We start from the raw sequence: 22,182 nt of genomic DNA on the forward strand, positions 1-22,182 counted from the left end.
TACTTATGTCATAGTTGAACGCATTCCGCGTTAAAAATGAGGGTGTATTATCGGTACACTTACTGCTTAAATTGAAATGAATAGCTTCATTGCTTAAATAAAGTAAACTACATTCTAATGAGAAAAATAGCTTTTCTAGGATTATTATCCATCACTTCTATTATAAGTGCTTGTGGTAATAGCGATGCAAAAAAGACCGAAGGACAAATAGATGGTGATACTACGAGTATGACCCAAACTAGTGCAACTCTTGGTAAAATAGAATTTGACGAATCGGCCTTTGACTTTGGGAAAGTAAAAGAAGGTGAAGTAGTGGAGCATACATTTACTTTTAAAAATACGGGAAATGCTCCCGTTATATTATCGGAAGTAAATGCATCATGTGGTTGTACGACTCCTGATTACTCTAAAAATCCAGTACTTCCTGGTAAGACTGGTGAAGTTAAAGTGGCTTTCAATAGTTCAGGACAGGTCGGAAAGCAACAGAAAATTGTGACGGTGATGTCTAATGCGGAAAATGCAATCACGACTGTTCAGATTAGAGGTGAAGTGTCGAAACCGTAAGGGGCCAGCACTCGTAAAGTCAAATTAACCGTACGTGAGTTGACAGATTACGAAATTCGATCGTAATAATTACACTGTCTTAAAAATAGGGTTTTTAGGTGTTTGAGATAGTTAGTAATCTTTCAGTGATAAAGTTTTAAATAGTATATAAATTAAAAACAAATAAAATGATAAGTACAATTTTCTTACAAGCTGGTGGAGCAAGCAGTTTTACTACTTTTTTACCAATGATTTTGATTATTGTGGTTTTTTATTTCTTCATGATAAGACCACAGATGAAAAAACAAAAAGACCATAAAAAATATATTGAAGAATTAGGTGTGAATGCACGTGTAGTGACAACAGCTGGTATTCATGGACGTATTGTAGAGGTGAGTGATACTACATTTTTGATAGATGTGGGGTCGGGAGTAAAGATGCGTTTTGACAAATCGGCAATTGCGTTGGATGCTTCAAAAGCAATCAACGATAAAGATAAAGAGGTGAAAAGTTAAAAATTGCTTAATCTTATTAAAGCCGCATTTGTTGCGGTTTTTTTTTGAAATTATAGTTTTTTAGCAGTAATAATGGCTTTCACTCTATTCTTATTATTACTGAGTAGGGCAGGTGTCAATATGGTTTTTGATATAAACCAACTCGGTTTTCCGTTCAACACCTGAAAAATGCATACCTTTGTGCGCTATGGCAATCAGACGTTTCAGTAAAATTCAAAAGAGAAAGATTTCCATCTTTTTTAGATGTGTCGTGATTTCTTTCGTTGCTTGGACGTTATTTGCGATTTCGAATACTTACATCTATCATATGAAGGCTGGTATCCAATATGTCAATCTGCCAGACAATAAAGCCTTCCATCCTTTACAGTCGGATACGGTGAGCCTTAAGGTAGAGATGACTGGTTGGAAATTGCTACTCTCTCGCTTCAGGCAGGATACGGCAAATATCCAGGTGGATCTCAGTGGACTTAAGAATCGGAATTGGATTGTATTTTCGAACCAAATTGGTTTCATCAATAGACAGTTTCCAAATGACAAGCACGTGGTCTCGGTTAGTCCGGATACTTTATATTTTGACTTTTCTAAACAAACCCAACGTAAGGTGCCCATCAAGCCTGTCTACAGCGTAGGCTTTACTAAGCAATATGGTATTATTGGCGACACTAAGAGTCTACCCGAATATGTTACCATCACAGGGCCATTGGAAGATGTTGCTGATATTGAAACTTGGGAGACTGATACTATCAGAGGAGCAAATGTCAATTCGGATATTAGGACGATGGCTTACTTGGATCGTAATCAAAAAGCGAATATAAATGTCTATCCCGCCTATGCGGAGGTGACCATTCCTGTAGGGGAACTTACCGAAAAGGTGTTAGAACTTCCGGTAAAGGTTGTCAATGCTAGCAAGTACACTTCTGTACGTACGTTGCCTACGAAGGTGAAAGTGACCATTTTAATTTCGCTTAAGGATTATAACAAGTGGACGCAACGGGATTTTGAAGCCTTGGTCGATATCGAAAATTGGGAAGAGAATGGGGTCCCTAATCTCCCTGTTATCTTAACGAAAGTACCTCCGTATGCGAAGGTTGTGAGCATAGAGCCGCAGAATGTAGATTTTTTTGTTCGAAAGTAACTATGGGATTGAAGATAGGTATTACAGGAGGTATAGGTGCGGGAAAGAGCATTATCTGCAATATATTTAAGGTGCTAGGTGTGCCTGTATATAATGCAGATCAGGAAGCTAAGAATATCATGCAGAAAAGTAAGGAGGTAAGAAGCTCCTTAGTCACCGAATTCGGGGAGGCTGTGTATACAGACAAGGGTGAATTGGATCGGAAATTTCTTGCTGCACAGGTTTTTGGAAGTGAAGAACGTTTAAAGGTTTTAAATGGAATTGTTCACCCCGCAGTTATCAAAGATGCTGAAAATTGGGCTGAGCAACAGCAGTTTGCTTATTCATTGAAAGAAGCTGCATTGTTGTTTGAGTCCGGGTCTTATACGAAGTTAGACTATACGATATTGGTCACGGCACCCGAGGATGTCCGAATAGCTCGGGTGGTCGATAGGGATCGTATTACTGCTGAGCAGGTCAAAGAACGAATCAGCAAACAGATGATGGATGAGGAGAAGATAGTACTAGCTGATTTTGTAATCATTAATGATGGGGTTCAAGCTCTCCTTCCACAGGTGCTGGCTTTGCATACCTATTTTTTAACACTTTAAAACATACTAATGTCGGAAATATTGGCTGATTTTCTTGTTAGAAAACCAGAAGGATACTATTGTAGATACGGCGATTTTTACGTAGATGCGATGCAGCCTGTTCGAGTGAATGTCGTGTCACATGCGCATGGAGATCACGCATCAAACGGTCATGGCAAAATATATGGAACTGCAGCTACAATAGCATTCATGCAGCATAGATATACGAAGCAACCTTTATCCACATTTGAGATGATAGGATTTAATCAATCCTTTATTTTAGGAGAGGTGATGCTTACTTTTATTGCTGCAGGACATATTTTGGGTTCTGCCCAGATTCTAATGGAATATAGAGGAATACGTTATCTCTATACGGGGGACTATAAAATGGATGAAGATCCTACATGTGAGCCATTAATGGTTGTACAGGCAGATGTCTTAATTACGGAGAGTACCTTTGCACATCCAGATACTCAGCATCCAAATGCGGTAGATGAAATCCTGAAGCTGAAAAATCGACCTAGTAACATCCTATTGGGTTGCTATGCCTTGGGTAAGGCCCAGCGCATTACGGCGCTATTAAATGAGTACTGTCCAGAAAGAAGGGTGCTTGTGCATCACAATATCACACCGTTTCATCGAATATATGATAAATTGGGATTTGCTCCGCTTACATATGAGCCCTATAATAGACAGGCAATGAAACAAGGTGAGCCCAATAAAGTTTATTTGGTCCCTCCTATGACGTTTAATAATTATTTTAGAGCAACTAAGGTATTGCGAGCATTTGCGTCGGGTTGGAAGCGTTTGCAGCAACATAACGACATAGCGTTGTACATCTCCGATCATGTGGATTGGGAAGATATTGTTGGTTATGTTGCTAAGGTGAAGCCAAAACAGATTTGGACTATCCATGGTGAGGGGCGTCATCTCAAAGAGTACTATACAGGTCAGATGGAAGTAAGGGATATTTATTAAATATTCCTATTTCTATCTATAATATATCAAGTGAAAGATTTTTTTGAAAAAAAAGAAGTGGGAAATACTGGGTTCGAACCAGCGACCCCTACCTTGTCGAGGTAGTGCTCTAAACCAGCTGAGCTAATTTCCCTTGGTTTGATATGTAATACACTTTTGAGTCTTCAAAAGATATTTTGTGGTGCCAGCTGGATTCGAACCAGCGACACAAGGATTTTCAGTCCTTTGCTCTACCGACTGAGCTATGGCACCGTTAAGATATTTAGTTAAAATCTGTATCTTATCAGATTAAGGTGGTGCCAGCTGGATTCGAACCAGCGACACAAGGATTTTCAGTCCTTTGCTCTACCGACTGAGCTATGGCACCTTTTTGCAATGTTTTTATCTCCTATTGCGTTGCAAATGTATGTTCTTTTTTTGGATTCCAAAACTTTTTCCAGCAAATATTTTACTTCTATTCGACAAAGCATTGATTTTGATTAAGATAAAATTACACCAAATAAACATGCTTCAAAAAAAATAACCATTATCTTTGCACTTCAAATAATAATAATGAGTAAGAGAGGAAGAGTACTAGTAGCAATGAGCGGTGGAGTGGATAGTTCGGTCGCAGCCGTTATGCTCCACGAACAAGGATATGAGGTAATCGGAATCACGATGAAGACATGGGACTATGCATCTTCGGGTGGATCTTCTAAAGAAACTGGATGTTGCAGTTTAGACAGTATCAATGATGCGCGTGCTTTGGCCGTAAATTATGGGTTTCCTCATTTTATTTTGGATATTCGGGATGAATTCGGGGATTATGTAATCGATAATTTTGTTGATGAGTATATCGCAGGCCGGACGCCTAACCCGTGTGTGCTTTGTAATACTCATATAAAATGGGAGGCTTTGATAAAAAGAGCAAATAAGCTCGACTGCGAGTTTATTGCTACTGGGCACTATGCTAACATTAGGATGCATGATAACGGCCGTCACGTGATCTCTAAAGGGCGCGATGAGAATAAGGATCAATCTTATGTGCTGTGGGGAGTATCCCAAGAAAATCTAGCGAGAACCCAGTTTCCATTAGGTAGTTTTACAAAAGCAGAAATACGGCAGATGGCTGCGGATATGGGACAGATGGAGCTGGCCAATAAATCGGAAAGTTACGAAATCTGTTTTGTGCCGGATAATGATTACCGGTCTTTCCTAAGACACAAAATGCCAGACTTGGATGAGAAGGTAGGGGCGGGGAATTTTTTGCTCTCTGATGGCACTGTAGTGGGCCAACATATAGGATATCCTTATTTCACAATAGGACAACGTAAAGGGCTTGGTATAGCATTAGGAAAGCCAATGTTTGTTATCGAGATTCTTCCTGAAAGTAATTCTGTTGTGTTGGGTGAAGAGCACGAGTTGGAAAAAGCAGAAGCATTTGTTCGAAACATCAATCTGGTGAAGTACGCTAGTATCGAGCAACCGATGGAAGCTATTACGAAGATTAGGTATAAGGATGCAGGAGCGCTTTCCACGATAACGCAGCAAGGAGATATGATGAGAGTAGATTTTCAACATCACGTGAAAGGAATAGCTCCGGGACAATCTGCCGTGTTTTATGAAGGTAATGATTTAATAGGTGGAGGTTTTCTAATGAAATAGTGACCTACATTACAGTAATAAAAAGCGGGTCTTGGTAAATACCAAGACCCGCTTTTTATTATGCGACGATTAATAGGTGATTACGATAATTTACCTACTTCTTGTACTAAATCTACAATTTTGTTGGAATATCCCCACTCATTGTCATACCAAGCGATAACCTTCACGAAGTTGTCATTCAATGAAATACCTGCTTTAGCATCAAAGATAGACGTACGTGCATCTCCTAAGAAATCAGTAGATACAACTTCATCTTCCGTATACCCCAAGATACCTTGCAATTCACCTTCAGAAGCTTCTTTCATTGCTTTTTTGATTTCTTCATAAGAAGCAGCTTTCTCTAAGCGTACAGTCAAATCTACTACTGAAACGTCAGCAGTTGGCACGCGTAGAGACATACCTGTCAACTTTCCTTTCAGGGCAGGTAATACTAGGCCTACAGCTTTAGCTGCACCAGTAGAAGAAGGGATGATGTTTTGGTAAGCACCGCGTCCACCTCTCCAATCTTTAGCAGAAGGGCCATCAACAGTTTTTTGAGTAGCGGTAACTGCGTGTACAGTTGTCATCAAACCTTCAAGGATACCGAATTTATCGTTCAAAACTTTGGCCACAGGAGCTAGACAGTTTGTCGTACATGAAGCGTTAGAAACGATGTGTTGGTCAGCTTTCAACTCCTTGTGATTGACGCCCATTACGAAAGTAGGAGTGTCATCTTTAGCTGGTGCAGACATAACCACTTTTTTAGCACCTGCATCGATGTGTTTTTGAGCTAATTCCTGAGTTAAGAAGAAACCTGTTGATTCGATGATAACTTCGGCACCTACTTCGTTCCATTTTAAGTTCGCTGGATCTTTTTCAGCAGTTACGCGGATAGTTTTGCCATTAACAACTAGGTTGCCATCTTTAACTTCGACAGTACCATCAAATCTACCGTGTGTCGAATCGTATTTCAACATATATGCCATGTAATCCGGCTCTACTAGGTCATTGATACCTACAACTTCTACATCTGTGCGATTGATCGCTGCTCTGAATGCCAAACGGCCGATGCGACCAAATCCGTTGATTCCAATTTTCATCTTTTTAATTTTTATTGAGATTTAAATAATATTTTACTAAACTATGAATCGGCTCCTTTACAATGGTGCCTATATCCAAGCCAAATTCATGCTCCCCGATATCTTTGAGCCAATCCGAGTAATGATTGGCAACGGAACCCGTGAAATGTATCTTTTGCTCCGGGTAACGGTCATTCAACGGGACGAGATAAGTTTCGCAAAAAAGATATAAGCCTTCCTTAATAATAGTAGACAAATAAGTTTCCTCTTTGTTTTCTTGAACAAAGTCTGCAAAGGATGTCAAGAATAGATTTGGATTAGGATGGTTGTATACTTTTTCGAGAATGATTTTGCGATCTAAATTGTGTTTGGCTAATAGTCTCTCTTTGATATCAGAGGGCATGGTGCCGCTCAGAAAATCCTTGAGTAACTGTCTTCCTATCCAATTGGTAGAACCTTCATCTGCTAAAATATAGCCTAGGCCAAAATTGTTTTTTATGATTTTTTTTCCGTTGTAATATGCCGCATTGGATCCACTTCCCAAGATGCCGATAATCCCTTTTTCATCGCCAAAGGTAGAAATGGCGGAAGCAAGGACGTCATGGTTGACCTTTACATTTGCATTTTTGAAAAACAATTCGAATACTTTTTTTATCTTCTGTTGTCTGTCCAATGAAGATGCACCTGCACCAAAAAAATATATTTTTCTAATGCGTTCGGCATTATTGATGAGGTGCGTGTTTTTATTAAGCAATTGGGTAATGAATCGTTCGTCTTGAATATATGAATTGATACCAAGTGTGCGAAAACCATTGACAACACGCCCTTTGTCAGCCAGTCGCCAATCTGCATATCTTGATCCACTAAATACAACTGCAATCATAAAATCCTTTTATAATCTATATTAGATGGCCATAATGTGCGAAATCTCTAACATATCTTTACTTAATTTGAACTCTTTGTTGTGTAGCGCCTCCTCCAGCGAGGTTGTCTTTATCTCGTTACCCCTCAGGCCAACTGTCATTCTGGTGTCTCCAGCAAGTAAACATTTGACTGCTGCATATCCCATTCTGCTGGCGAGAACCCGGTCAAAACTACTGGGCGACCCACCTCTTTGCAGGTGCCCTAATATACTAACTTTTGTGTCATAATAATCAAATTTTTCTTTAACACGATTGGCAACATTATAAGCTCCTCCGTTTTTTTCGCCTTCGGCTACGATTACAATCGTTGAAGTTTTTTGTTTAAAGGCTGCTTTTTCTAGTAATTCGATTAAATCATCAATCGCTGTTTCTTTTTCAGGGAGCATAATTGCCTCTGCTCCACCAGCGATTCCTGCATTTAAGGCGATGCAGCCCGAATCACGGCCCATGACTTCAATGAAGAAAAGCCTGCCGTGTGACGCAGCTGTATCTCTAATTTTGTCGATGGCATCTATTACAGTGTTGGTTGCGGTGTCGTACCCTAACGTATAATCTGAACCGTATAAGTCATTATCAATGGTACCAGGCACACAGATGACGGGGATATCATATTCCTTAGAGAAATAATCTGCCCCAGTAAATGTACCATCACCTCCAATAGCTACTAGACCATCTATTCCTGCGTTTTTAATGTTCTGATAAGCTAGGGCACGTCCTTCAGGAGTTTTGAATTCCAAACACCTTGCTGTCTTCAATATAGTGCCTCCTTTTTGAATGATGTTGCTTACTGAACGGCTATTCATCTCGGTGAAATTGGCATCTAGCATTCCTTGGTATCCCTGATGAATCCCGGTAACCCTTTTTCCTTCAAATAGAGCAGTACGTACTACCGCCCGGATGCACGCATTCATACCCGGTGCATCTCCTCCTGATGTAAAAACTCCTATATTATGTATTGTGTTCACGCGCAAAATTCTTTTTTAGGTTTGACGAATATACAGTGTATTTTTTACACTAATGAATTTTTTGATTATTTTTTTTGTTACTTTGATATATTTAGCGCATTATTGTGGTGTTTACAAGTGTGATTCCGTATGGGCTTACGTTTGATTTCGGAAACTTAAATAAATTTTTGAACATTGTTTACAAATTTCACCATTGACTGCGTCATTTTTGGCTTTCATGACGGTCTTTTAAAAGCTTTATTAACCGAGAGAAATGAATATCCATTCAAAGATTGGTGGGCCTTGCCTGGTTTTTTTGTGAACAATGACGAAGAAATGGAAGATGCCGTCAAACGGATTCTTTATGAAAATGCAGGCTTAAAGGATATCTATATGGAACAATTGGCTGCGTTTGCTGGTCTTAAACGACATCCACAAGGCCGTATACTTACCGTAGCTTATTTTGCACTTATGCAACTAGACCAAAGTAAGATCAAGGTTAAACCTGTTACCACATACATGCGTCAGGCGAAATGGTTCTCAGTTAACGAACTTCCCGAGTTGGCATTCGATCATCAGCAGATAATAGACCTCAGTTTGGAAAAACTAAAACGTAAAATAGGGTATACGGCTGTGGCCTTTGAATTACTGCCTGAGAAATTTACGCTTACACAATTGCAACAAGTCTATGAAGCTATATTGGGTAGAAAATTAGATAAAAGAAATTTTCGAAAGAAAATGTTAAACTATGGCTTCCTTAAAGAACTTCCAGAGTTCCAAAAAGGGGTATCTTACCGTGCTGCACGTCTTTATAAATTAGACAAGAGAAAATTCCAAAAAGTGTTCTCGCATGAAGATTAAGGGTAAGCAAACCTTTAATATCAATTTTATCATCCCTTTTTTAAAGTATATAAAGCTTTTATACGTCAGCTAGGAAAGTAGCTAGGTATAGCTTTCTCGCTTACATATTGTTATCTGTATACGAGAACAATATGTAAGAACTGATATGTCATATTAAAATCCTTTTTTTAAATTATCGATGGATTACGGCTTGAAAATTGCATAACCATTTTACTTTTTTTACTTTTGACCCGAAAATAAAAAAAGTCAAAAAGTAAGATTGATGGTGAATTCAGATAATAAGAGAAAGCAAATTGTGAAAGCAGCGGTTAAGCGTTTTGCTCATTTTGGGATTCCAAAAACAACAATGAACGAGATTGCTGAGGATGTGAATCTAACTAAAGCTAACCTTTACTACTATTTTCCGGACAAAAACTCCTTGATTAAAGATGTGTTGTTAAGCATTGTCGATGAGATGGATGTTGAAGAACAAATAGTAATTAAGGAGTTGGGTAAGAATCTCTTGGAATTGTTATACAAGCTTTTGGATGTGCGGGTGATTTTTGTAAAAAAATATTATATGTTTTACCTTTTTGAGAATATGGATTGGATTAAGGATTCCAGTATTTCAGCCGAGATTGAGTCCTTGATACAAAAGGATGAGGATCAATACTGCCAGATTTTTGAAAGAGCGAAGGCTGCGGGAGAGATTGTTGATTTAGACCCTCGTTATATTGCTAAGAATTACAGTGACGCCATGCGGGGCATCGGTTTTATGGGAAATCTTTCCAATATAGTTAAAGGCTTTCCTAGTATAGACAATATAGATGATATAGTTCAGCGGCAGAAGGAGGTAACCGAGATCATGCTCTATGGGTTGAGTACTAAAAATAGAAACAACTAACATACACACACACATAAATACAACGATGAATAGAATTAGAAAATGGTTATTAATCTTGCTTAGTTTTGGAGTGGTTGGAGGCTCTTATGCGCAAGAGGAATTGACGCTGGGTGAAGCAATACAATATGCGCTCAAAAATAAAGCCGATGCTAAGAAATCACAATTAGATGTAATCAACGCCGAAAATAAAATTAGTGAGGTTAGAGCAAACGCTCTTCCTCAAATTAATTTGTCCGCCGGATTAACGTACAATCCCATCATTCAAAAGATAGCTCTTCCTGACTTTACAGGTCAAAATGGGGGGAATCCAAGTTTGGTAGAGATGGGACAGAAATGGCAAGCGACGCCGACGATATCATTGACTCAGCAAATCTTCAATCAATCTGTATTTACGGGATTAAAAGCAGCTAGTACAACTCGTGCATTTTATCAGATTAATCATGAATTGACAGAGGAGCAGTTGATTGAGCGAGTTGCCAATAGTTATTATGATGTATATCAATCTAAGTTGGAGTTAGCTACAATCGAGACTAATTTGCAGAATACAACTAAGACCCGAGATGTAATCGACGGGTTGTATAAAAATGGTTTGGCTAAAAAGATTGATTTAGATCGTACTAATGTAGCAGTCAATAATTTGGAATCCTCCAAACAGCAAATGATTAATGCAATTCAACTAAAGGAGAATGCGCTTAAATTTGTCATTGGTATGGATGTGACAAAGGAGATTTCTATGCCAAAAAATACATTTGAGATTGACTTGGCCAAAGCATTGGTCGATACCTCTAGTTTGGACAGTCGAACTGAAGTAAAGCTTTTGGAAACGCAGAAACAACTTTTGGGCTACAATAAAAAATCAATCGAAGCCCAATACTATCCAACATTGTCTCTGAATGCTAACTATGGATACACAGGATTTGGGCAACAGTTTCCAATTTTTAATAGTGGTCCTTCTATAAATTGGGCAAATTTTTCAACAATAGGTGTTAATCTTTCATTTCCCATATTTACAGGATACGCCACGCGTTCGAAGGTAAGGCAAGCTCAGATTGATATTGATAAAGTTAGTGTTGATATAGAAGATACAAAGTTGGGATTGTTGCTTGCATCTGAAAATGCGAAGAAGCAGCTGAAAAATAGCTTATTGACTATTAATGCGCAATCTGATAATGTAAAGTTGGCAAAAGAAGTATTATTTAATGTGGAAAATAATTACAAGAATGGACTGGCAACCCTTACAGATTTATTAGACGCCGAAAAATCATATGCTGAAGCCCAAAATAGCTATTCAACGGCATTATTAAATTATAAAGTTGCAGAGATCCAAATCATCAAATCAAACGGAAACTTAAAATCACTTATTAACGAATAATTAGCATAAAAATATGAAACGAATCATCATAACCATTGTCATTATAGTAGCAGCCCTAGCTGGTATTATGTATGTATTGAATAAAAATAAAGAAAAGAATAAAGCGGAGACGGAAATAGTGGCGCAGAAGAATGCATCAGTAGCAGTGCGTACAGATACAGTTGCACTTCGGGAGATGAATCTACAATATATTGCAAATGGTACGTTCATGCCTTATCAAGATATGAAACTGTCTGCTGAGACATCAGGTAAAGTAATCAAAGTGTTGGTGAAAGAGGGTGACTATGTGAGAGCAGGACAAGTATTAGCTATAGTGGAAGGGGATAAGTTGGATGTGAGTAAACAGAATGCACAGGCAGCGTATAATAATGCAAAAGCAGATTACGAGCGTTACGAAAGTGCCTTTCAGACAGGTGGTGTGACAAAGCAACAACTTGATCAGGCTAAATTGAAGTTAGAGAGTGAGCAAAATAACCTGAAAAGTGCGCAATTGAATGCATCAGACGCTACTGTGAGAGCTGGTATAAGTGGTACTATTAATGAACGTAAGATAGAGCCAGGTACATATGTGTCTCCAGGTACGGAGATGTTTAGTTTAGTAAATGTGGGGTCACTAAAATTACGTGTCAACGTGGATGAGAAGAATGTCGCAACATTGAAAGTCGGACAGAATATCAAAATAGCTGCAAGTGTATTCCCAGACAAGAATTTTGATGGAAAGATTGTCTTTATTGCACCAAAAGCTGACGGAAGTCTAAATTTCCCTGTTGATATCGAAGTGAAGAACAATGCGGGTAATGAATTGCGTGCAGGAATGTATGGTACTGCAGTTTTTGGAGCGGATCGTTTCTCATCGGTATTGACTATACCACGTACAGCATTTGTAGGTAGTGTGAGCTCAAATCAAGTGTTTGTCAATGAAAATAATACAGCCATTCTTAAGACAATTACCTCCGGACGTAATTTTGGTGACTATATAGAAGTAATCGAAGGATTGACTGCAGGTCAAATCGTCATCACAAGTGGTCAAATCAACTTGCTAAACAATACACCGATTAGCATCATTAAATAATAATTGAAAGAAGATATTTCATGAAAATTTCAGAAATCTCAATAAAACGCCCGAGTATAATAATCGTACTGTTTATTATACTGACCTTGGGTGGTTTATTCAGCTATAAGATGTTGAGTTACGAGTTGATTCCCAAGTTTGAGGTCAACGTTATCACAGTACAAACGGTCTATCCCGGAGCATCTCCTTCAGAGGTAGAAAATACAGTATCAAAGAAGATAGAAGATGCCATCTCCTCCTTGGAGAACGTAAAAAAGGTGGAAACAAAGTCTTACGAGAGTTTATCTCTGGTGTTGATTACGTTAACCAATAATGCTGACGCTAACTATGCATTAAATGATGCACAACGTAAGATTAATGCCATTTTGAAAGACCTTCCAGATGACGTGGATCCTCCGTCCTTGGTGAAATTCTCATTGGATGATATGCCCATCATGAATCTATCGGTCACGAGTAAATTGTCCGAAAAGGAATTGTATGATCTTTTAGATAAGAAGATACAACCTATATTTTCACGGATAAGTGGGGTAGCTCAGGTGGATATGATTGGCGGACAGGAACGCGAGATTCAGGTCACCCTGGATCCTAAGAAAATGGAGGGTTACGGCTTGACCATTGCACAGGTACAGCAAGATATATTGTCGTCAAACTTGGATTTCCCGACCGGAAACGTAAAGACCCGTACCAATCAAACCCTGATTCGCTTGGCTGGTAAGTTTAAATCGGTTGAGGATCTTCGTAATCTACCGATTACGACACCTCAGCATGTAGCCATTAGATTACGTGATATAGCTGATGTGCAAGATGCACAAAAGGAAGTGGAAAAAATTGCGCGTTTAGATCGCCAGAACACGATTTTGATGCAAGTTAAGAAACAGTCCGATGCAAATGCTGTTGAAGTGAGCAAGCTGGTTAAGCAAACCATCGAGACAGTGCAAAACGATTATAAGGAACAAGGCGTACAGGTATTGGTCGCTAATGATACATCTGACTATACCTTGAAAGCGGCCAACAACGTTATTTTTGACTTGTTCTTGGCGATAGTATTGGTCGGGGTAATTATGCTTTTCTTCCTACACAGTTTACGTGATGCTGCAATCGTGATGGTGGCTATTCCATTGTCTTTGATTGCGACCTTCATCGGGATTTATTTGATGGGATATACCTTGAATTTAATGAGTTTGCTTGGACTGTCATTAGTGGTAGGTATCCTGGTCGATGATGCGATTGTGGTCGTGGAAAATATTCACCGTCATATGGAGATGGGTAAGAGTAAGATTCGAGCGGCGTATGATGGAGCGGCTGAGATTGGTTTTACCGTTACGGCAATTACGATGGTAATTGTAGTGGTGTTTTTACCGATTGCGATGTCGACTGGGTTGGTAGCTAATATTTTGGCTCAATTCTGTGTGACGGTTATCATCGCGACGGGATTGTCGCTATTGGTTTCCTTTACGATAGTACCTTGGTTGTATTCACGTTTTGGAAAGCTATCGCATATCAATCCACATACATTCTTTGGTAAGATTATCCACGGTTTTGAAGCGGGGTTGACAGCCTTCACGCATAAGATTTCAGATTTATTGAAATGGTGTATTGACTCAAGATGGAACAAAGTGATTACGATGTTTGTCGTGTTGGTCTTATTTGTAGGATCACTGGGGCTTGTGGGTGCTGGTTACATTGGTGGAGAATTTTTTCCAGCTTCGGATAAAGGAGAATTCTTGGTCCAATTAGAGCTAAATAAAGATGCGTCTATTGAGTCATCTAACTTTATGACACAGCGTGCGGAAAACTTCATTTCTAAATTTCCAGAAGTAGAACGTGTGATTACCACTGTTGGACAGTCGAGTGATGGAATGGGGGGGACCACTGGTACCAAATACAAAGCGGAAATCCACGTGATTTTGATTGATCAAAAGGAGCGAAGTGAAAGCACCAAAGTATTCGGAGCCAAACTGAAGAGGGATCTGGAGAAAGAATTAGTCGGTTCTAAGGTAAAAACCGTTACAGTTGGTATGATGGGAGCTGAGCAGGCACCAATCACTTTGACGGTAATTGGATCTGACATGAAGGATGCATTAGCATTTGCAAATCAGGCCGCAGATCAATTGCGTAATATTGAAGGAGCTACAGAGGTCAAGTTGACCTCTGAGGATGGTAACCCCGAAATCAATGTGCAAGTAGACCGTGATAAGATGAATTCCTTAGGATTGAATCTGTCTACCGTAGGTATGGCTATGCAAACGGCGTTTAGTGGAAATACAGATGGTAAATTCAGAGCTGGTGAATACGAATATGATATCAATATCAGATTCGGCGAACAGGATCGTAAAAATATAGAGGATGTCCGTAATCTACAATTCATCAATACTCAGGGACAAGCCATTAAATTGGAACAATTTGCTGATGTGAGTTACAGCTCAGGGCCAACTTTGTTGGAACGTAGGGATAAGTCACCGTCGGTATCTATCGAAGCACAAGTGATTGGACGGCCTTCAGGTACTATTGCCGCGGAATGGGAGACACAGTTCGAAAAATTGCAACGTCCTCCAGGCGTAAACTACATGTGGGGTGGAGATATGGAAAATCAGACCGAAGGTTTCGGTACATTGGGATACGCTTTATTGGCTTCCATTATTTTGGTTTACCTGGTAATGGTATCGTTGTATGACAGTTTTGTCACTCCATTTATCGTCATCTTCTCGGTACCGCTATCGTTTATTGGAGCGCTATTATTAATGGCACTTACTGATACATCTCTTAATATCTTTACCATTTTGGGGATTATTATGTTGATTGGATTAGTGTGTAAGAATGCGATTCTTCTTGTTGACTTTGCAAATATGCGGAAGGAAGCTGGTGATAATACGCATGATGCATTGGTCGCTGCCAACCATGCTCGTCTTCGTCCAATTTTGATGACGACTATTGCCATGGTATTTGGTATGATACCTATCGCGATTGCTACGGGTGAAGGAGCTGATATGAATAGAGGACTTGCTATTGTAATTATAGGTGGGTTGTTATCATCCTTATTTTTGACGTTGGTTATCGTTCCTGTGGTCTACTCAATATTTGATAGTTTGCAGAAGCGTTTTGGACAGCATAAAAAACCAGATTACGAAGCATTGATGAAAGAGGACTATGTGCCCAATGCGGATTACGTGGACGAAATGTCTGTCAAACACAATTAGAAAAAATGAATATTGTTACAAACCGCCCCTTATCCAGGGGCGGTTTTTTTTGTTTAAGTCTATTGGATATCCAGTTACTAGATAGTATCCAGTTCAGGGATAGTTTCGGTTTGGAATCCGTAAAAGGATAATGTAGTTCGTGTATGAAATACATTATGGTATACTTTGCCTAGATGTGCTTTCGACGTTTAAAACTTATCGTATAAATAAAAAACAACCCATGTGCAATCGATTGCGTAAAAAAATATACATTTGTTTCGAACTTTATAAAAACTTATTGAACAACGTATGTGTGGAATCGTAGGATATGTAGGTGATAAGAATGCCTACTCTATAGTAATCAAAGGTCTAAGAAGACTTGAATATCGAGGATATGACAGTGCTGGGATAGCGCTTCATCAACAATCTAAATTGACGGTTTACAAGAAGAAAGGAAAGGTCGCGGATTTGGAAGACGAAGTTGTCGGAAAGGATAATGGCGGTACTGTTGGAATTGGGCATACTCGATGGGCAACACATGGAGAACCATCTGATAAGAATTCACATCCTCACGTATCGGCATCTGGCAAATTGACCCTTGTCCATAATGGTATTATTGAAAATTACGCCCAGATTAAAGCTGAGCTGATAAAGAAGGGATATCAATTCCATAGTGATACGGATTCGGAAGTTTTACTCAATTTTATCGAAGATATTCAGATTAACAATGCTTGTCCACTTGAAGAAGCTATTCGTATAGCCTTGAGGCGTGTGGTAGGTGCATATGTAATACTGGTCTTGGATGAAGCCGATCCGCAAACTATAATAGCAGCTCGAAAAGGAAGTCCACTGGTGATTGGGATTGGAAAGGGCGAACATTTCTTAGCTTCCGATGCTTCTCCTATGTTGGAATATACGAAGGAAGTCGTCTACATTAATGACTATGAGCTTGCAATAGTACGACCAGATGAGCTCATCCTTAAAAATTTGGGAAATGAGCGCATTACACCTTATGTTCAGAAGCTTGACCTTGAGCTTTCTGCGATAGAGAAGGGCGGATATGATCACTTTATGCTCAAGGAAATATTTGAACAACCCCAGACAATCCAAGACTGCCTAAGAGGGCGTCTAGATCTCACGAATGGCGACATCCATATGAAAGGTATAGAGGAGTATGCTGCACAGCTTGTCATCGCTCCTCGTATCATTATATTGGCTTGTGGTACGAGTTGGCATGCTGGATTGGTGGCCGAATATATTATAGAGGAGTTGTGTAGGACCAATGTAGAGGTTGAGTATGCTTCTGAATTTCGTTATCGTAATCCGATTATCAATCCTGGGGATGTTATTATCGCAATTTCTCAAAGTGGAGAGACTGCGGATACCTTAGTGGCGATTGAAACAGCCAAAGCCAAAGGGGCGATAATATTGGGTGTTGTTAACGTAGTTGGATCATCCATTGCCAGAGCTTCACATGCCGGCGCGTATACACATGCGGGACCTGAAATAGGTGTGGCAAGCACCAAGGCTTTTACCGCTCAGCTAACGGTGTTGACCATGATGGCGCTAAAACTTGCAAAATTGAAGGGAACTATTACTACAGAACGTTTCCTACACTTGTTACACGAGCTGCAAGCGGTCCCACAGAAAGTGAGTGATATTTTAGAGAACCATTTGAATATTGAGGCACTTGCTAAAAAACTGACCGAGGCTAAGGGGTTTCTTTATCTTGGACGGGGTGTCAATTTTCCGATAGCGTTGGAAGGAGCATTGAAGCTCAAGGAAATTACCTATTTGCATGCAGAGGGTTATCCTGCGGCCGAGATGAAACACGGTCCTATAGCTTTAGTGGATGAGCACCTGCCAGTTGTATTTGTAGCTACTAAAGATGCTTATCATGAAAAGATTGTCAGCAACATGCAGGAAATCAAGGCACGGAAAGGAAGAGTGATCTCCGTCATAACGGAGGGTGATACAGTTTCTCCGACAGTTTCAGAGGAAATATTCGTGATTCCAGAAGCGGATGAGTTGATTTCTCCGATTCTATCTGTTATTCCATTGCAACTCCTTTCCTACTATCTCGGCATCATCAAAAAATTGGATGTGGACAAACCTCGTAATCTCGCCAAGTCGGTGACGGTTGAATAGGCGCGAATTATTTTTATCGTTCTAATTTCCATGTTAGAAGCTGTGGGAAAGAGACAAGCCCTTAATTATCTAGGAGTAGTGGACACGAGTGCATATCCTCGCTCTAACATTTTTGATAAGTAATATATATGAGTAATTTGAAGAAAGGTAGTCTTGCAGGACTAGGCCATAATTTTGTTAAGCAAGAATACTTATTTGAGGGGCAAAATGAGTACGATATACGGTTTGAACAACATCACCCCTCAACGGCCTTTAGGCCACTTACCGAGGATGAGATCCATATCTTGAAATCACATTCGAATGTAGCAGATGATTGGGCCAACATTTTGGTGACCAATCGTTTTATCCCGGAGCAAATCCAAAATTGCAAGTTCTATGGGCTGAATCGAATCGGTAACATGGAGCCCATTTATCTCGAGTACAGAGATTTTAGATTGCCAGTTGGGATATACAATTCTACCATCATCAGTTGTGATTTTGGTAATCTTGTAGCGGTACACGAAGTTCGATATTTAGCCCATTTTATTCTGAAGGATGAGGTTATCTTAGCCAATATCAACGAGATGGAAACCAGTTCCAAAGCGAAGTTTGGTAATGGAATTTTAAGAATAGGAGAGGATCCTGAATTGAGGATTGCATTGGAGCTTTGCAACGAAAATGGCGGTCGGCAAGTATGGCCATTTGATGGCATGCTATTGAGCGATGCCTACATTTGGAGCCGTCATCGTCACGATTTCATTTTACAATCTAAATTGGAGCGTATGACCAATGAGCTACATACTACCAAAAGGGGGGCATATAGCGTTGTCGAAGACGGAGTCGTAATCAAAAACTGCCAAGTCATTAAAGATGTCAAAATAGGTAAGAGCGCTTATATCAAAGGAGTCAACAAGCTTAAGAATGTAACCATCCATTCATCAGCGGAGGATCCGACACAGATTGGAGAAGGGTGCGAATTGGTAAATGGCATCATTGGAGAAGGTTGTCGTATTTTTTATGGGGTGAAGGCTGTTCGTTTCATACTAGCTGCACACTCGCAGTTAAAGTACGGCGCTCGGTTAATCAATTCCTTCTTAGGTGAAAATTCAACGATATCCTGTTGTGAGGTGCTGAATTCACTCTTGTTTCCAGCGCATGAGCAACATCATAATAATTCGTTTTTGTGCGCCTCATTGATTCGGGGACAAAGCAATATGGCTGCTGGGGCCACGGTAGGTTCTAATCACAATTCTAGAGCTCCCGATGGAGAGATTGTTGCGGGAAGAGGTTTTTGGCCGGGTCTATGTGTCAGTTTGAAACATAATTCTAGGTTTGCGTCTTATACATTAATCGTGAAAGGCGACTTTCTTTACGAATTAGATATCAAGATACCCTTTTCCCTAGTCAGTAATGACATCACTAATGATCGTTTGATCATTATTCCAGGCTATTGGTTTCTTTACAATATGTATGCTTTGGCGAGAAATCCAAGTAAGTATGAAAAACGGGACAAAAGAAGGGTCAAACAGCAGTACTATGAGTACGATATATTGGCGCCAGATACAATAAATGAACTATTTGACGCCCTACAGATTATCGAAATTGCTGTTGCAAGAGCATATTATCCAGACCAACCTATTTCGGAACAACAGGCGAAACAAAAGGGCGGAGAGCTGCTCGAGTCGAATGTGGATCTTAGCCGATTGGAGGTTTTGCTGGAGGGATTCGAAAATTCTAAAAGGAAAGTTCAGCTATTGAAGGTCAGGGAGAGCTATGAACTGTTTAAGCGCTTGATTCGATACTATACGACCTCGACAATAGCAACCGCACATGAGTTATTTCAAGTGACAGTGGATTTGTTGAAATCAACGGATATTGGCATACGACCGAATTGGGTCAATATTGGAGGGCAACTGATTTTAGCAGAGGGGTATCGAGACCTCATTAACCAGTTAAAGGAGGATAGGCTGAATGAATGGTCGCAAGTTCATGCTTTTTATTATCAGAGAAGCCAGTCTTATCAGCAAGATAAGTTAGCTCATGCATATGCCTCATTATTGGAAATTATGGGGGCGGAAGACGAGGGGTTGACTATCCACCAATGGCAAACACTTATTGACGAGGCTTTAAAGACGAAGGAATGGATTAGCGACCAGATCTATAGGACCAGAGCCAAGGACTACCAAAATGAATTCAGACATATGGTTTATGAATCTATAGAGGAAATGGAACAAGTTGTTGGGAAGATAACGGATAACACATTTATCAAACAGCAAGAAAATGAACTTCTAACATACCGCAATCGCATGTGCGAGGTACAGGCCCAGCTTAGTACATGGGCAGCTAATGATTAAAGGTTTTAGGGGGAATTAAACCCTTAAGGATGGTGCGTCAGGAAGCGCGGTGGAATATGACATCATATCTTAATGATGGTGTCGATTCATACTGCGCTTCATTGATCGTATACGCGCTTCATTCTTTCCATCTACTCTAGATGCTACTGCCCATATAGCAGCTGGGAGCCAGCCAATCAAGGTGATTTGTAAAATTAGACACAGTATTCCGGACAATATCTTACCTCTAAGAAAGAAAGACAACCAAGGGAAAAGAACAGCAATTAATATCATGGTCTTAAATAGTGTATAGGTAATAAATGTAGCTAAAAAGCTTTAGATTGGCAAATCGGATATAGCAAGCGCAATAGGTTCCAGAAGATATTATATAAGAATTTACTATAAGATAATCAGTAAGATAGAGGAGATAGTAATCAATGTAATGACCAGTATTCGGAACTCTTTCTCTGGGAGTATCTTTATGATTTTAATACCAGTATATCCTCCCAAAAGAATAAATGGAATTGCAAAAATATTTAACATGAGGCCGGCCCAAGATAGGTTTTGCCAAACAAATAGCTGTAGAGGGATCTTGCTGAAGTTCAATATCATGATAAACCAAGCCCCAGTAGCGACAAAGGTGTATTTCGGTAGTTTTTTGGTGAATAGGTAGACTGCAAGTGCAGGGCCAGCTGCATTGCCAATCATGGTAGAGAATCCAGCTATAAAACCGAATAGAGGAGCATACCATTTTTTTGTTGTAATGGAAGAGTCGCTTTTGCTGCGATCCATCCAAATCATGAATACAACACCTAAGAGTATACAAGCACCCATTAATATTTTGAAGAGACTGTCATCAATATAATTACCTAATATGAGTGCTCCTATTAGACCTACAAATGCAGCTGGAAGTAGCTTGAGTACTTCCGACCACAGGAACTGCTTACGGTAGTAAATAATAGCAATCAGATCAGCCATACAAAGTAGGATCAGTACTATACCTGTAGAATGCTTGGCCCCGAATAGGAATGCAAATATCGGAACTGCTAGTGTCCCGATATTTTGGATACCTGTCTTGGACATCCCAATCAACACTGCGCAAAAGAAGTACAGCATCCATTGGTATGGTGAATCGAAAAGTTGAAAGGCCTCTTGAATCACTTGCCTGCAATTAGTTGCTTGACCTGGGCGACATCTATATCCCTGTAGTCATTGATGTAGTATTGGCAGGGTGGAAGTTGCTCTTTTGTATGCGAACTCAATACGCCCACTACTTTCATATTCGCATTGATAGCTGCCGATATACCTGAGTAGGAATCTTCGAAGACTAGGCACTCTGAGGGCAAAACTCCAAGTTGTTTGGCCGTCTCTAAGTATACCTCGGGGTCGGGTTTGTGTTTGGTAACGTTTTCACTCGAACGTAGGGACTCCATTTTTGAGCGGATGTTCAGCCCATCCAATATCAAATCCATATTTTCTTTTGGAGCCGAGGTTGCTACGGCGGTCTTCAAACCAGCATTTTTCAACGCATCCAAAAATTCTATATAGTTTGGGATTGGATCAATTACAGAGGCGTATACCTGTCTAAACATATCTTCTTTTTCAAACTCCAGTGCCAAGAGTTCTTCACCCATTATGGGACGTTTGAAGAAATGACTCATGATGTAACTGTTGTGTTTGCCATACATATGTTCTTCAAATTCTTGTTCGCTACTTTCAATTTCATATTTTTTAAAAAAAGCTTCGAACGCTTTCGCATGATAGGGATTCGTGTGACAGATTACCCCATCCATATCAAAGATTACAGCATATTGATTCATGGGGGCAAAGATAGGGAAATTAAAAATGGACAATGTGCGAAAAAAGTCAATTTATAGGGTATGCATATCTCTTCAGTGATAAGATTTGCCTTGCTATTGTTGGTATTTTGTAGTATCTGTTTCTCGGATTCTTACACTCGTCAATAAGCTTTCCTCACTAGGTGGCGGGAGGTTGTGAATGTAAAGCATTTTATCTAAGTTTACATAGTATCCACTGTTTCAAAGTAGT

The 22,182-nt window shown here is 39.7% G+C and carries 19 protein-coding genes and 3 tRNA genes; 13 read left to right on the top strand and 9 right to left on the bottom strand.

The features are described 5' to 3' along the window. Positions 1–117: 117 nt before the first annotated feature. The 5 genes from OQ289_RS07080 to OQ289_RS07100 all read left to right on the top strand — a co-directional run bounded on the left by OQ289_RS07080 (position 118) and on the right by OQ289_RS07100 (position 3,740). The gene (locus OQ289_RS07080) at positions 118–564 is read left to right on the top strand and encodes a DUF1573 domain-containing protein (protein WP_270090030.1); all 447 of its coding nucleotides are present in this window, start codon (positions 118–120) and stop codon (positions 562–564) included. 167 nt (positions 565–731) lie between these two features. Then, positions 732–1,058, top strand: coding sequence for a preprotein translocase subunit YajC (gene yajC, locus OQ289_RS07085; protein WP_270090031.1), 327 nt, complete (start codon positions 732–734; stop codon positions 1,056–1,058). Positions 1,059–1,245: 187 nt separating this feature from the next. Then, entirely contained in the window at positions 1,246–2,193 is a 948-nt protein-coding gene (locus OQ289_RS07090) for a hypothetical protein (protein WP_270090032.1), read from the top strand. 2 nt (positions 2,194–2,195) lie between these two features. Continuing rightward, positions 2,196–2,783, top strand: a complete 588-nt coding sequence (gene coaE, locus OQ289_RS07095) for a dephospho-CoA kinase (RefSeq protein ID WP_270090033.1) — start codon at positions 2,196–2,198, stop codon at positions 2,781–2,783. A gap of 9 nt (positions 2,784–2,792) precedes the next feature. Then, the gene (locus OQ289_RS07100; RefSeq protein ID WP_270090034.1) at positions 2,793–3,740 is read left to right on the top strand and encodes an MBL fold metallo-hydrolase RNA specificity domain-containing protein; all 948 of its coding nucleotides are present in this window, start codon (positions 2,793–2,795) and stop codon (positions 3,738–3,740) included. A gap of 58 nt (positions 3,741–3,798) precedes the next feature. Here the strand turns inward: OQ289_RS07100 and OQ289_RS07105 are convergent. The 3 genes from OQ289_RS07105 to OQ289_RS07115 all read right to left on the bottom strand — a co-directional run bounded on the left by OQ289_RS07105 (position 3,799) and on the right by OQ289_RS07115 (position 4,107). After that, positions 3,799–3,873 (bottom strand) — tRNA-Val (locus tag OQ289_RS07105). Between the two features lie 46 nt (positions 3,874–3,919). After that, a tRNA-Phe gene (locus OQ289_RS07110) sits at positions 3,920–3,992 on the bottom strand. Positions 3,993–4,034: 42 nt separating this feature from the next. Further along, positions 4,035–4,107: transfer RNA gene (locus OQ289_RS07115), tRNA-Phe, on the bottom strand. Between the two features lie 185 nt (positions 4,108–4,292). Between OQ289_RS07115 and mnmA the strand changes: the two genes are divergently transcribed. Continuing rightward, complete coding sequence (mnmA, locus tag OQ289_RS07120) at positions 4,293–5,384, top strand: tRNA 2-thiouridine(34) synthase MnmA (RefSeq protein ID WP_033566319.1); 1,092 nt, start codon at positions 4,293–4,295, stop codon at positions 5,382–5,384. An 80-nt stretch (positions 5,385–5,464) separates the two neighbouring features. On the opposite strand, the gene gap is transcribed toward mnmA, so the two are convergent. Genes gap through pfkA form a run of 3 tightly spaced genes read right to left on the bottom strand, consistent with a single transcriptional unit; the run spans position 5,465 to position 8,330 of the window. Beyond that, entirely contained in the window at positions 5,465–6,463 is a 999-nt protein-coding gene (gap, locus tag OQ289_RS07125) for a type I glyceraldehyde-3-phosphate dehydrogenase (RefSeq protein ID WP_033566320.1), read from the bottom strand. Between the two features lie 4 nt (positions 6,464–6,467). Next, complete coding sequence (locus OQ289_RS07130) at positions 6,468–7,325, bottom strand: hypothetical protein (RefSeq protein WP_270090035.1); 858 nt, start codon at positions 7,323–7,325, stop codon at positions 6,468–6,470. A gap of 21 nt (positions 7,326–7,346) precedes the next feature. Next, positions 7,347–8,330, bottom strand: coding sequence for a 6-phosphofructokinase (pfkA, locus tag OQ289_RS07135; RefSeq protein WP_270090036.1), 984 nt, complete (start codon positions 8,328–8,330; stop codon positions 7,347–7,349). A gap of 174 nt (positions 8,331–8,504) precedes the next feature. Between pfkA and OQ289_RS07140 the strand changes: the two genes are divergently transcribed. The 7 genes from OQ289_RS07140 to OQ289_RS07170 all read left to right on the top strand — a co-directional run bounded on the left by OQ289_RS07140 (position 8,505) and on the right by OQ289_RS07170 (position 20,154). After that, positions 8,505–9,170, top strand: a complete 666-nt coding sequence (locus tag OQ289_RS07140; protein WP_033566323.1) for an NUDIX hydrolase — start codon at positions 8,505–8,507, stop codon at positions 9,168–9,170. A 262-nt stretch (positions 9,171–9,432) separates the two neighbouring features. Further along, a complete protein-coding gene (locus OQ289_RS07145; RefSeq protein WP_270090037.1) occupies positions 9,433–10,053 on the top strand; it encodes a TetR/AcrR family transcriptional regulator in 621 nt (206 codons plus the stop codon). A gap of 25 nt (positions 10,054–10,078) precedes the next feature. Next, complete coding sequence (locus OQ289_RS07150) at positions 10,079–11,425, top strand: TolC family protein (RefSeq protein WP_052144347.1); 1,347 nt, start codon at positions 10,079–10,081, stop codon at positions 11,423–11,425. Positions 11,426–11,438: 13 nt separating this feature from the next. Further along, positions 11,439–12,497 carry an efflux RND transporter periplasmic adaptor subunit gene (locus OQ289_RS07155; protein WP_270090038.1) on the top strand — a complete coding sequence of 353 codons (1,059 nt, stop codon included), beginning with the start codon at positions 11,439–11,441 and terminating at the stop codon, positions 12,495–12,497. A gap of 20 nt (positions 12,498–12,517) precedes the next feature. Next, positions 12,518–15,694 (top strand): efflux RND transporter permease subunit, encoded by a 3,177-nt coding sequence (locus OQ289_RS07160; RefSeq protein WP_270090039.1) that lies wholly within the window; start codon positions 12,518–12,520, stop codon positions 15,692–15,694. A 288-nt stretch (positions 15,695–15,982) separates the two neighbouring features. After that, the gene (gene glmS / locus OQ289_RS07165) at positions 15,983–17,821 is read left to right on the top strand and encodes a glutamine--fructose-6-phosphate transaminase (isomerizing) (protein ID WP_270090040.1); all 1,839 of its coding nucleotides are present in this window, start codon (positions 15,983–15,985) and stop codon (positions 17,819–17,821) included. A gap of 128 nt (positions 17,822–17,949) precedes the next feature. Further along, positions 17,950–20,154 (top strand): DUF4954 family protein, encoded by a 2,205-nt coding sequence (locus tag OQ289_RS07170; protein WP_270090041.1) that lies wholly within the window; start codon positions 17,950–17,952, stop codon positions 20,152–20,154. Between the two features lie 69 nt (positions 20,155–20,223). Here the strand turns inward: OQ289_RS07170 and OQ289_RS07175 are convergent, their stop codons facing one another. The 3 genes from OQ289_RS07175 to OQ289_RS07185 form a co-directional block, all read right to left on the bottom strand. Beyond that, positions 20,224–20,427: a YqaE/Pmp3 family membrane protein gene (locus OQ289_RS07175; protein ID WP_033566329.1), complete on the bottom strand. Its 204-nt coding sequence runs from the start codon at positions 20,425–20,427 to the stop codon at positions 20,224–20,226. A gap of 105 nt (positions 20,428–20,532) precedes the next feature. Beyond that, positions 20,533–21,294, bottom strand: a complete 762-nt coding sequence (locus tag OQ289_RS07180; RefSeq protein ID WP_270090042.1) for a sulfite exporter TauE/SafE family protein — start codon at positions 21,292–21,294, stop codon at positions 20,533–20,535. Beyond that, entirely contained in the window at positions 21,291–21,953 is a 663-nt protein-coding gene (locus OQ289_RS07185) for an HAD family hydrolase (protein WP_270090043.1), read from the bottom strand. Before OQ289_RS07185 ends, OQ289_RS07180 begins: the two co-directional genes overlap by 4 nt. Between the last annotated feature and the right edge of the window lie 229 nt (positions 21,954–22,182).

Source organism: Sphingobacterium sp. SYP-B4668, assembly GCF_027627455.1.
In the GTDB taxonomy this organism is placed as follows: domain Bacteria; phylum Bacteroidota; class Bacteroidia; order Sphingobacteriales; family Sphingobacteriaceae; genus Sphingobacterium.

What these genes read in the sequence shown, in the direction of transcription:
- OQ289_RS07100 (WP_270090034.1), top strand. Translation starts at nt 2,793, where the DNA reads ATGTCGGAAATATTGGCTGATTTTCTTGTTAGAAAACCAGAAGGATAC.
- OQ289_RS07080 (WP_270090030.1), top strand. Translation starts at nt 118, where the DNA reads ATGAGAAAAATAGCTTTTCTAGGATTATTATCCATCACTTCTATTATA.
- OQ289_RS07185 (WP_270090043.1), bottom strand. Translation starts at nt 21,953, where the DNA reads ATGAATCAATATGCTGTAATCTTTGATATGGATGGGGTAATCTGTCAC.
- mnmA (WP_033566319.1), top strand. Translation starts at nt 4,293, where the DNA reads ATGAGTAAGAGAGGAAGAGTACTAGTAGCAATGAGCGGTGGAGTGGAT.
- OQ289_RS07145 (WP_270090037.1), top strand. Translation starts at nt 9,433, where the DNA reads ATGGTGAATTCAGATAATAAGAGAAAGCAAATTGTGAAAGCAGCGGTT.
- OQ289_RS07170 (WP_270090041.1), top strand. Translation starts at nt 17,950, where the DNA reads ATGAGTAATTTGAAGAAAGGTAGTCTTGCAGGACTAGGCCATAATTTT.
- OQ289_RS07130 (WP_270090035.1), bottom strand. Translation starts at nt 7,325, where the DNA reads ATGATTGCAGTTGTATTTAGTGGATCAAGATATGCAGATTGGCGACTG.
- yajC (WP_270090031.1), top strand. Translation starts at nt 732, where the DNA reads ATGATAAGTACAATTTTCTTACAAGCTGGTGGAGCAAGCAGTTTTACT.
- OQ289_RS07090 (WP_270090032.1), top strand. Translation starts at nt 1,246, where the DNA reads ATGGCAATCAGACGTTTCAGTAAAATTCAAAAGAGAAAGATTTCCATC.
- OQ289_RS07175 (WP_033566329.1), bottom strand. Translation starts at nt 20,427, where the DNA reads ATGATATTAATTGCTGTTCTTTTCCCTTGGTTGTCTTTCTTTCTTAGA.
- glmS (WP_270090040.1), top strand. Translation starts at nt 15,983, where the DNA reads ATGTGTGGAATCGTAGGATATGTAGGTGATAAGAATGCCTACTCTATA.
- gap (WP_033566320.1), bottom strand. Translation starts at nt 6,463, where the DNA reads ATGAAAATTGGAATCAACGGATTTGGTCGCATCGGCCGTTTGGCATTC.
- OQ289_RS07155 (WP_270090038.1), top strand. Translation starts at nt 11,439, where the DNA reads ATGAAACGAATCATCATAACCATTGTCATTATAGTAGCAGCCCTAGCT.
- OQ289_RS07160 (WP_270090039.1), top strand. Translation starts at nt 12,518, where the DNA reads ATGAAAATTTCAGAAATCTCAATAAAACGCCCGAGTATAATAATCGTA.
- coaE (WP_270090033.1), top strand. Translation starts at nt 2,196, where the DNA reads ATGGGATTGAAGATAGGTATTACAGGAGGTATAGGTGCGGGAAAGAGC.
- OQ289_RS07150 (WP_052144347.1), top strand. Translation starts at nt 10,079, where the DNA reads ATGAATAGAATTAGAAAATGGTTATTAATCTTGCTTAGTTTTGGAGTG.